Consider the following 10,193-nt stretch of genomic DNA (forward strand, 5'->3'; position numbering starts at 1 on the left):
GGAAACTGTTGCATTGATGCGCGGAACGCGCATACGTCAATCAGCGAGTTTGCGGGTTAGCAAACTCGACGTTTAATACCGCCACGGATGGCGGCTGTTATAGCAGATGCGATATTTTGGCTCTGCCAAAATTCGCCATCAAGCAATGTACAAGGAGGTATATTGCTTGATGAACGCGCCATTTCAGCGGCTGAAAATAAACTTTCTTTTACGCGCTCTGCTTCTTTGCGGTAAGCGTAAAAAGCGGTGCGTGTTGAGCCTCTCCGGCTATATTGTTTCGTCCTTTTTTCCTCTATTGGCGATATTATAGAGGTACCGTTTGATTTTTTGACTTGCAGTCTTTTCAAAGGCATCAACCCGTTCAATCTTATCGATATGAGACATTTTATTCACATTTTCATTCACAAAAAATTTGATCTCATTGAGTATTTCAGCCCGTTTATAGGCAAGCGCATCAGTAAAGCCGGAAACTGCGTCCGCTACTGCTGTCTGCAAATTCGGCATTGCGAAGCCTTCTTTTTCGTGGGCTTTGCTGTGCAGCTCTTTGAGTTCTGCTGCAATTTTTTCTTCATCAAGCTGTACATACGCAACAAGGGAGGCTTTTTCACCTTCTACAACAAGGGATTCTGTTACCAGCGGGTGTTGATTGAGTACGAATTCAATATCTTCCGGATAGATATTTTCCCCGCTTGAACCTAAAATCATATTTTTCGATCTGCCTTTAATAGCCAAATGTCCTTTTTGATCCATCATAAAAAGATCGCCGGTTTTAAACCATCCGTCTTCTGTAAAAGATGCCTTGGTAAGTTCGGGATCATTGTAATACCCCTTCATTACATTCGGTCCTTTTACGAGCAGCTCTCCGATGCCGGTTTGCGGATCAGGATTATCGATTTTAATCTTCACCTCAGGAATTGCATAACCGACCCAGCCCGGCATACTTTGGTGCACGGTTGAGCCGATAACGAGCGGGCTTGTTTCGGTCAGCCCATAGCCGATGGCGTATGGAAAGCGGGCATCTTTCATAAATTCTTCGATGGTGGTGTCTGTTTTTGAACCGCCTAAGCCAAAAAACTTGAGATTTCCGCCGAATGTCTTTTTAAGCTGCTTACCTGCAAGCCAACAGAGCAGCTTTTTACCGATTTTTGTGCGGTAGAGTTTTTCCCGGAAAGGGGTCGCGGTAAAAGCTGGACGTATTTTATTCCGGTAGATTTTTTCCATGATGATAGGAACGCTCAGCATCATGGTGGGGCGTACTTGCTGTAGGGCGGGGAGGAGAATGCGGGGAGAGGGTATCCCTTCAAGATAATACACACATGCCCCATTTAAAAAGAACATGAGGAAACCGATGGTAAATTCATAAACATGGGAAAGCGGCAATATTGAGAGGGCGCGGTCATATTCGTTAATGCGCTGACATGACTGACCACCGATTGCATTACACACCAGATTCTTATGTGAAAGTTCTACCCCTTTTGAGCGACCTGTCGTACCGGATGTGTAGATAATTGATGCTGTATCATTTTCTTCATTAGTGTGCTCCGGAGCAGAACCGCTGCGTATTTCTGTTCCTTTTTTTATTGAAAAATCTCGTATATCGATAAGGGCAGTAAGCGTCTCGGGTACCCTCGGCATGAGTTTTTCAGAGACGATTGCAAATGAGACTCCTGCATGGTCTAGGCATGCCTTTACCTCTTTGCCGCTAAAGTCTGGCAGCAGCGGTACTGCAATAGCACCCATGGTTACAATGGCAAAGTACGCAATACCCCAATGCGGCATACTATGGCTGTAAATCGCTACCTTATCGCCGGGATTTATACCAAGACGGTACAGCTGGTCTTGCAGCTGCCGTACCTTTTCTCCTACTTCGCCGTATGTTATCGGTTCAGCAGAAACAAATGAAAGAGCGGGCCGCGTTCCAAAGAGGCGGATGCTATTAGATAATACTGCTTGAAAGGTATGTGTTCCTAATTCAGTGATCGTTTGCATAGGTGTCTCCCTGTGTATAAATCAATCAATACCACCGGCTTTAGAATTACCGGTGTATTAAACCCTCGGCACGAATAAGAAGGCAGCGGAAGGTTTGTCCATATCCGAATCATAGTATGATGAATATTATGTACCTTCATCAGTGTTTGCCGCTTTCGCCGGAATTTTTTTTGCCGAACGTTTTTTAACGGTCAGAATAGCTGCTTCCGCTTCCCGTTCTGCAAGCCTCACTCCTAAGGTCTTTAATCCCTTTTCAGGATAATCGTCTGTTTTAAACTTTTCTTCATGTTTCTTTATCCGAGGTTTCGGAGTATATTGCACGGTAAATTCAAAGTTGTCAGCAGTGTCAGCATAGAGAATTACTGCATTGTCGGGTACAAAAAGATAGTCCCTATTGAGAATATATGATTCTATGCGTGCTCTTTTGATATATGGATAATTTTTTTCATCCTTGTAAATAGCCGTAAAGAGAATCTTGGACAGTAATTCTTTGTCTGCAAAGCCGCAATACCACATACCGGTATCGACAAAAAGCCGATCGGGAACATCCATAATAGTATATACCCCGCTTTTCCGGAAGATGATAATGCGGTCGTAGGGCGATACTTTGAGTATCTCCTTTCCGGTTGTTACTGCGGTACCCAGATATCCGGTTGTTTCGTCATAGCGGAGGGAAAGATCGCGGTTGACTGCCTCCTTTACATCTACCTTGGAAAAGCCGGAAATCTCTGTTTTCCGTGCGGTAATGTCAGGCGGCAGCTTGGCAAGGATGCCGTCCAGTACCTGCAGCGCATATTTTTTCAAATTTTTGAGCAGCCGTGCTATCTCTTTGAGCCGGGCTGAAATTTCTTGCACTTCAGCACGGTTTTTTTGAATATCATACAGAGAAATACGGCGAATGGGAATTTTCAGGAGGCGGTCTACATCATCTTCCGTTACCTCCCGTATCAGCTCCTCTTTAAACGGCGTAAATCCTTTGATAACCGCTTTTGTAACAGCTTCGGCGGTTTTCATCGTTTCTATCTTTTTATAAATCCGCTCTTCTATGAATATCCGCTCCAGTGTTCTCAGGTGGAGCCGATCGGTAAGCATTTCCTGTTCATATAAAAGCTCATCTTTGAGCAATGCAGTGAGCTGTTTTGTATGGTTTTTAATCACATCGGTAACCGTAGTTTGTACGGGGAGATTATTTTGAATAACCAAGAGATTACAGGAAATAGACTGTTCGCAGTCGGTAAAGGCATAGAGGGCATCAACCACATCCTTTGAATACACACCGCGGGGCAGTTTCAGTTCTATTTCTACCTGTTCTGCCGTATAATCGTTTATTTCAGAAATTTTCAGTTTTCCCGATTTCGATGCTGATTCGATGGAAGTGATGAGGCTTTCAGTGGTGCTGCCGAAGGGAAGCTCGCGGATTACCACACGTTTTTCATCGGAGATGTCAAGCTTTGCCCGCACCAGTACCTTACCTCTGCCGTCTTGATAGTCTGACACATCGATGAGTCCGCCTGTTTGGAAGTCGGGATAGAGGGCAAACGCATTCCCCGCAAGACACGCTTTTTCTGCGTCGATAATTTCCCGGATATTATGCGGAAGGATTTTGGTAGACATACCGACTGCAATACCTTCCGCTCCAATTTGCAGTACAACCGGTAATTTTGCCCGGAATACAACCGGTTCTTGATTCCTTCCGTCATAAGAGGGAACATAGTGGGTAATATGCGGGTTAAAGAGGATTTCTTTTGCAAATTCCGTAATGCGGCATTCAATATACCGGGGTGCCGAGGCTTCATCTCCGGTAAAGAGGTTTCCAAAGTTTCCCTGTTTATCAATAAAAAGACTTTTATTGGCAAGTACGGTCAGCGCATTCCCGATAGAAGCGTCGCCGTGCGGATGGTATTTCATACAATAGCCGACGACATTGGCTACTTTATGAAATTTGCCGTCGTCCATTTCAAAAAGAGAATGGAGAATGCGCCGCTGTACCGGCTTTAATCCGTCTTCAACATCAGGAATTGCACGGTCGCGGATAACATAACTCGCATACTCTAAAAAATTCGTATTAAATAAACTTTCAACATAATCCATAAGTGCTCACTAAGGATAACTCAAAAAACTTTGGTTGTCTAGTTTTTTCTGTAGAAGGCTTACGAGTTTTTTACTCTAGGCCGGCATAGAGTCTGCGTAAAAGCTGGTCTATCTTATGTCCGTACGCTGGGTCTGATGCCCATGTTCCTGCAAGGTTGTGAATATACGGCGCTTTACCCTTCGGGTTCACATACCGGTAGCGCGGGTCAACGGAAGCCTTTGTAAGCGGTTCCGTACTTGCGTAGGCTTTTAAGTGCTGAATGTGTGCCCGTACTCCTGTTTGCTCATCAGGAAAGACGAGTCCGCGGTTTTCCGCATTGATTGCACCAAGTCCGCAGAAATTATTCATGTCGGCGGTTACGAGCCCTCCGAACTGCAAGAACCCTGTTTCCAAACACATCTGCACAAAGGCAATATCTGAATTTATACCTTCGGCTTCAGATTCTTCTTTATAATAAGCTGCAAGACGGGCTACCCTTGCCTCATCTGCTTCAGGCATTTGACTGAGGAAAAACACTACAAGCTGCTCCTTTGTTACCATCCCCCTTCCCATAATTGCCTTAGGTATCTCCCGAGGAACCGATTGGCAAGAAAAACAGAGACAAAGAAGCATAATTAAACCTATTGAAATGGGAATATACCGTATAACAGTACGGAAAGAGCGAGTATTCATGCCGTTTCCCATAAAATTAGTCGATCTTGAAGCGGTTTACTTCAAATGCCAAATTATCAATACTGTTTTTATTTTCTTGACTGATTTCACGGACCTCATGTACGGCATTATTTATCTGTGTTGTACCGGTTGCCATTTCGTTCATACTATTGGCAATCGCATCTGACATATCGGCGAGCCGCTTCATTTCTTCCCCTACAAGGGTGCTGCCGTTCAGCATTTCGGATGAGATATTCTGAACGGTATGCGTCATTTCATCAATTGTACGCATTGCATTCACAATCCGTTCGCTATCGGTATTTTGCTCTTGCATTGCATTCATAATGATATGTTCTTGTGTTTTTGTTTTTTCTACAAGCTCAAAAATAGCATCAAATTGTTTTTCAATCGACATAGCCGAGCTGTTTACCAATTTTATCTTTTCTTTTAGTCCCTGCAGGATAGAGGTAATATTCTTTCCCTGTGTATTGGATTCTTCTGCGAGCTTTCTGATTTCTCCGGCAACAACGGCGAAACCTTTGCCCGACTCTCCTGCATGTGCAGCTTCTATGGCTGCGTTCATTGCAAGCAAGTTGGTTTGTGCTGCGATATTTTGGATGACCGTACTTGTATCCAGCAATATGGCAGAGCTGTCATCTACTGCTTGTGTCAGATCAACCGCAGCAGCAATGCCTGTTTTTCCCTGTTTTGTTGCCGTATTGAGATCATCAAGTGTTTGCAGATTCATTTCAATAATTGTTGCAACCGATTGTACATTAGAAACCATCTGATGTACGGAGACCGAAGAGGTATCAACTGTTTTGGTTTGTACTTCGATGTTTTTGTTTAGCTTTTCGATGGTACGCATCATACTTTGCAACGATGTTCCAATCTCAATAACACTTGCGGACTGATTGAGTACCTGTTTTTTAACCCCTTCAATATTTGCACTGATTTCATGGATTGCGCTTGCTGTTTCGGTCATGTTAGCAGCTAGATCGTCTCCAACTCCGCGCATTACATTTGCGTCATCCCGTACTGCTTTGATAGATCTGCTCAATTTGTCCATTGTTTGGTTGAAATAACGCGCAAGCAAAATGGTTTCTCCGTTTCCCGTTTCAGGGAGCCGTACGGTCATATCCCCTTCGCCTTCGGCAATATTTTTTAATGCAGTAATCAGGATATGAATCGGTGCTGCAATTCTAAGACCGGTCATAAAAATCAACAGTAAGAAAAGACCAAAGAATAATAACGCAAAGAGATACGCCTTATTTCTAATATGTATAAGGCTTTCAAACATATTTTTCTCTGACATGGAAAGGACAAGCCGAGAGCCGCTGCGTGGAAAATAGGTGGTATAGATATGGCTTTGTTCACCTTGAATTGTTGATATAAAATGGTCAGTTTGATGATTGAGTATGTCTGCATGGGCTTGCGCATACATACCTTTTCCAACTTCCGCAAGGCTGTCATCCGGTGTATATGTTTTGTGAGTAATAAAGTGCTCGGTTGTGTCGAGTATAAAAACATCGATATTGCTGTCTTCTTCCATCCCGATAAGGTTTTTAAGCTGAGTAAGGTTAATGTCGGAAGCTAGAACTCCTATAAATTCACCTTTATGCCGTATCGGGATACTCATCGTAAGCATCGGCTTTTTTGTCTCTGCATCAATGTATATATCGGTAAAAGCAACTCCGTTTGTAGTAATAGCACGCTGATACCATGGTCTTTGGGTTGGATCCCAACCTTCCGTCGGTGTCCATCCTGTTGTGGACATAAAAACCTTATCCGGAAAACCGGTGTAAATAGCGGTTACCAGCCGTTCGGAATTCTTTTTTGCCGTGCTGCACATGGTAAAGATGGTTGCATTATCAAAATGAGAAGCTCCGATTGATCCTGCAAGGGTTGTTAAAAGAGTTTCTTGCTCCAAAAAGAAAGTTTCAATGGTTTTCACATAGTAATCATTTTTTGCTTGGAGATAATTGCCGACATCTGTTGTAACGGCAGCTTTTTCTGAGCGGTACCATAAAAGCGAAAATAAAAAGATCCCTGCTGCGAGCGGAATACTCAAGAAGAGAACCAGCTGATATTTAAGATACAGACGAGACATGAGTGAATGCTTTTTCATAGGTGATACATCCTTATTTGTGCGGAAGGTTAATGCTCACATGCCGCGCCGTAATAAAGGGTATTAAAGCCGACTGCAACCATCTTATGGGAACAACAACTCCGGCATCTGCGTCGAGGGTGTTGCTTTGGGATAATAGGGGCATCGCTAAAAAGCCTCCTAGCGATCTCGATGATATATTTGCTGTATGTATCATATTTTGGGTATAAATGTCAATATCGGTTGTATGAACAATCTTTTCAACCATTTGACACTCTGTATTGATTCAGTATATGCTCTACGCAATTATGTTTGTATCGGTAGTGATAGATCCCAGCGGTGAAGAGACTGCCCGGAATCTTGCTGAGGTTTTAACATTTCATGGTTTTACCAGGATGCAGAGGGCATGTTGGGAATCCGCATCAGTAGGAGAACAGCAGCTGCTTACATTACGGCGGGAAATAGATCGGGTAACTGATTATTATGATGTGGTGCGGGTATATCAATATCCTGTTGACAGTAAATTGGCTATTTTAACACTTGCTAAAAAGAAGTGGCGGAAGCTGTTGGTTCATCCGCCGGTAAAGAATTAAGGAGGTTACTATGCTGCTAGAAGAATATAAACCGCAAATCAGCGCGCTCAAAGAATCCGTAGATGAAATTTGGAGGCGTCTTTGACTCTGAAGCAGTAAAAAAACGGATTGCTGAAAAGGAACAAGTAACGGGACTGCCGAATTTTTGGGATGACCCTAAAAAAGCCGAGCAAGTGTTGTCGGAAATTAAAAAACTCAAAAACCGTATTGAACCTTGGGAAGCGCTGATTGCAAATATTGAAGATTTACAAGCGCTCTATGAATTAACACACGAACTCAATCCTGAAGATCAAGCTGATTCAATACAAGAGCTTGATACATTGCTGAGCGCACTGCAAGAACAGTTTGAAAAGCTTAATACGCTTTCTTTGCTTTCCGATGGGGTTGACAGCAGTGATGCGTTTTTAACGGTACATGCCGGTGCAGGAGGTACGGAAGCATGCGATTGGGCACAAATGCTGACCCGTATGTATATCCGCTGGGCGGAACGCCATGGTTTTAAAATAGAAACACTGGATGAGCTGGAAGCCGATGAAGGGTTAAAGTCTATTACGCTGCAGATCAGCGGGGATTATGCGTATGGTTTCTTAAAGGCAGAAACAGGAGTGCACCGGCTTATCAGAATAAGTCCTTTCGATGCCAATGCGCGTAGACATACCTCTTTTTCTTCCGTATATGTGTTTCCCGTGCTGGATGATACAATCGAAGTAACAATTAAACCCGAAGATTTGCGGGTTGATACCTACCGGGCAGGAGGCGCCGGAGGTCAGCATGTAAATAAAACCGATTCAGCAGTGCGGCTTACCCATCTTCCTACCGGTATCGTGGTTGCATGCCAGAACGAGCGCAGTCAAATATCCAACCGTGCAACTGCAATGAGTATGCTCAAGGCACGGCTCTATGAATACTACCGCAATGAAAAGGAAAAAGAGAATGCGAAGTTCGCTGCCGAAAAAAAAGGCATTTCGTGGGGTAACCAAATCCGCTCGTATATTTTTCAGCCCTATACTATGGTAAAAGATCACCGGACAAAACATGAAACCGGTAATATTCAGGCTGTTATGGATGGAGATATAGACAGTTTTATCGAAGATTTTTTGAAGAAGCAGTGGGCAAATCAGCTTATGTATGAGGATCCTGCCGAATGAGGCTTCAAAGGCTTTTTGCAGCCGCCCTTTTGGGACTTTTTTCTGCCATATATGGTACTGCGTCTGTTGCGGCTCAAACAAAAGGTGATATTCCTACGTGGTCGGTTACGGCAGCAACATTCACGCTCACCGATGTTCCGGAGCTTTATAGTTCGTATGCAACCGCGATTCCGGCAATGCTGAATTTGTTTTGCTCCGTGCCTGCTCTGCGGCTGGTTACCCCGGAGGAAAAAAAGCTGAGGAAAATGTTGGAGTATTCCGCGGAAAAAACAGCGCTTGTCCGCGAGCGGGTTTCTTTAATTGGGGAACGCGATGGGGTGTATCTTGCTGTTATGTCTGAGCGTCAAAAACAAAAACAAACAGCGGCTTTCAATAAAAAAATAGCGGCAAAAGAAAAAGACATTCAAAAAGTGCAAGAAAAAATAGAGAAGCTGATACAAGATACCTCTTTTGCAGCGGAGACAATGCCTGTTATGATATGGAAGGGCGGAGAGCAGGTGTTTACCCAGCCGGAGCATACCAATACTGCTCAAGCGCTCAAACCGGATGGTATTTCTGCTGTCATTAACGGCTCAATTCAGGATTTGGCAGGGTATATGTATGTTTCGGTTGTGCTGACCACTGGTTTGGCAGGGATGCCGGAATATCGGTTCAGCGAGGCAGGGGGGTATCAGTCTGCTGAAGCCATAGCCCGCTCGCTTGCTGCGCAGATTATGGCAGCAGTTAAAAATACCCAGCCTGCAAAAGTACTGCTGACGGTTGAACCCGAAAATGCAGAGCTGTATCTCAATAACGAACGGCTTGAGGTAGGAACATCTCCTCTGTATCTGCATGAAGGAAGCCATCGTTTGGAAGTTCTGGCTCCAGAGTATGAGTCTGCCGGTAAAACGATAGAAGCGCAGGCTGGGAAAAAATATGTACTTAAAATTAAACTCAAAAAGGAAAAAATAATAACTGCTGCGTTCCGTTTTATTGAACCGGCAGCGGATGTATTTGCCCATACGCAGTATTTTGCCGGTACTCCATTTCAAATAGATATTCCTGCGGGTAAAAATACTGTTGTGAGTTTTTCCTACGGAGATGTAAAAACGTATACGGTGCTCCGTCCTCAACACTTTATGCGGCAAAAACAGACACTTTATCAGCTGCAAACAAATTTGAATAAAAAGCAGACAAAGACAAAAATTGAACGCCAGCGGAATATTTTATACTGGTCGCTCGGAGCTTTTTACGTTTCGCTGCCTATTTTTATGATTTTACAAAGTGTTACCGCTGATATGGCTTCTGCCATTATAGATTATCGGCTAGAGGTTGATACCGCTGTTAAGGATAAGTACCGTTCGCTTTTTATTTCTACAGCAGTCATGCAAGGGATTACGATTGGTCTCGGAATTAACTATGCAGTGCAGCTGGGGCTTTATCTCTATTCTGCTGATCAGAGTATTCCGAAAGAAGCACGCCGTTTGTAGCCGACCGCCGCTTTTTTTACGCCTATGCAATTTTTGTTTTAATATTTTAACTGCGGGAGATACAGAAGCTTCTTAAAGACGCATTTCCCGTATAAATTGCAAGAGGTATTGCCCCAAAAAGGAATTTTTATGATATCTTCTGAT

General features: G+C 43.7%; 7 protein-coding genes. 3 read left to right on the forward strand and 4 right to left on the reverse strand.

The annotated features are described in order from the left end of the window. Positions 1-267: 267 nt before the first annotated feature. The 4 genes from ACTTJ8_RS10515 to ACTTJ8_RS10530 all read right to left on the reverse strand — a co-directional run bounded on the left by ACTTJ8_RS10515 (position 268) and on the right by ACTTJ8_RS10530 (position 6,860). On the reverse strand, positions 268-1,989 hold the full coding sequence (locus ACTTJ8_RS10515) for an AMP-binding protein (RefSeq protein ID WP_442721160.1): 1,722 nt from the start codon (positions 1,987-1,989) through the stop codon (positions 268-270). A 126-nt stretch (positions 1,990-2,115) separates the two neighbouring features. Beyond that, a complete protein-coding gene (locus ACTTJ8_RS10520; protein WP_442721161.1) occupies positions 2,116-4,080 on the reverse strand; it encodes a DNA topoisomerase IV subunit A in 1,965 nt (654 codons plus the stop codon). Positions 4,081-4,150: 70 nt separating this feature from the next. After that, positions 4,151-4,693 (reverse strand): glucosaminidase domain-containing protein, encoded by a 543-nt coding sequence (locus ACTTJ8_RS10525; RefSeq protein ID WP_442716586.1) that lies wholly within the window; start codon positions 4,691-4,693, stop codon positions 4,151-4,153. 76 nt (positions 4,694-4,769) lie between these two features. Next, on the reverse strand, positions 4,770-6,860 hold the full coding sequence (locus ACTTJ8_RS10530) for a methyl-accepting chemotaxis protein (RefSeq protein WP_442716573.1): 2,091 nt from the start codon (positions 6,858-6,860) through the stop codon (positions 4,770-4,772). 287 nt (positions 6,861-7,147) lie between these two features. Here ACTTJ8_RS10530 and ACTTJ8_RS10535 point away from each other — a divergent pair, with 287 nt between their 5' ends. The 3 genes from ACTTJ8_RS10535 to ACTTJ8_RS10545 all read left to right on the forward strand — a co-directional run bounded on the left by ACTTJ8_RS10535 (position 7,148) and on the right by ACTTJ8_RS10545 (position 10,049). Further along, positions 7,148-7,432: a CRISPR-associated endonuclease Cas2 gene (locus ACTTJ8_RS10535; RefSeq protein WP_442716585.1), complete on the forward strand. Its 285-nt coding sequence runs from the start codon at positions 7,148-7,150 to the stop codon at positions 7,430-7,432. Positions 7,433-7,442: 10 nt separating this feature from the next. After that, a protein-coding gene (prfB, locus tag ACTTJ8_RS10540) for a peptide chain release factor 2 (protein WP_442716572.1) occupies positions 7,443-8,580 on the forward strand; the annotation gives its coding sequence in 2 pieces (ribosomal slippage) (positions 7,443-7,514 and positions 7,516-8,580; 1,137 coding nt in all). After that, a complete protein-coding gene (locus ACTTJ8_RS10545) occupies positions 8,577-10,049 on the forward strand; it encodes a PEGA domain-containing protein (RefSeq protein ID WP_442716571.1) in 1,473 nt (490 codons plus the stop codon). Before prfB ends, ACTTJ8_RS10545 begins: the two co-directional genes overlap by 4 nt. Positions 10,050-10,193 lie beyond the last annotated feature (144 nt).

It is taken from the genome of Treponema sp., assembly GCF_052169735.1.
GTDB lineage: Bacteria > Spirochaetota > Spirochaetia > Treponematales > Treponemataceae > Treponema.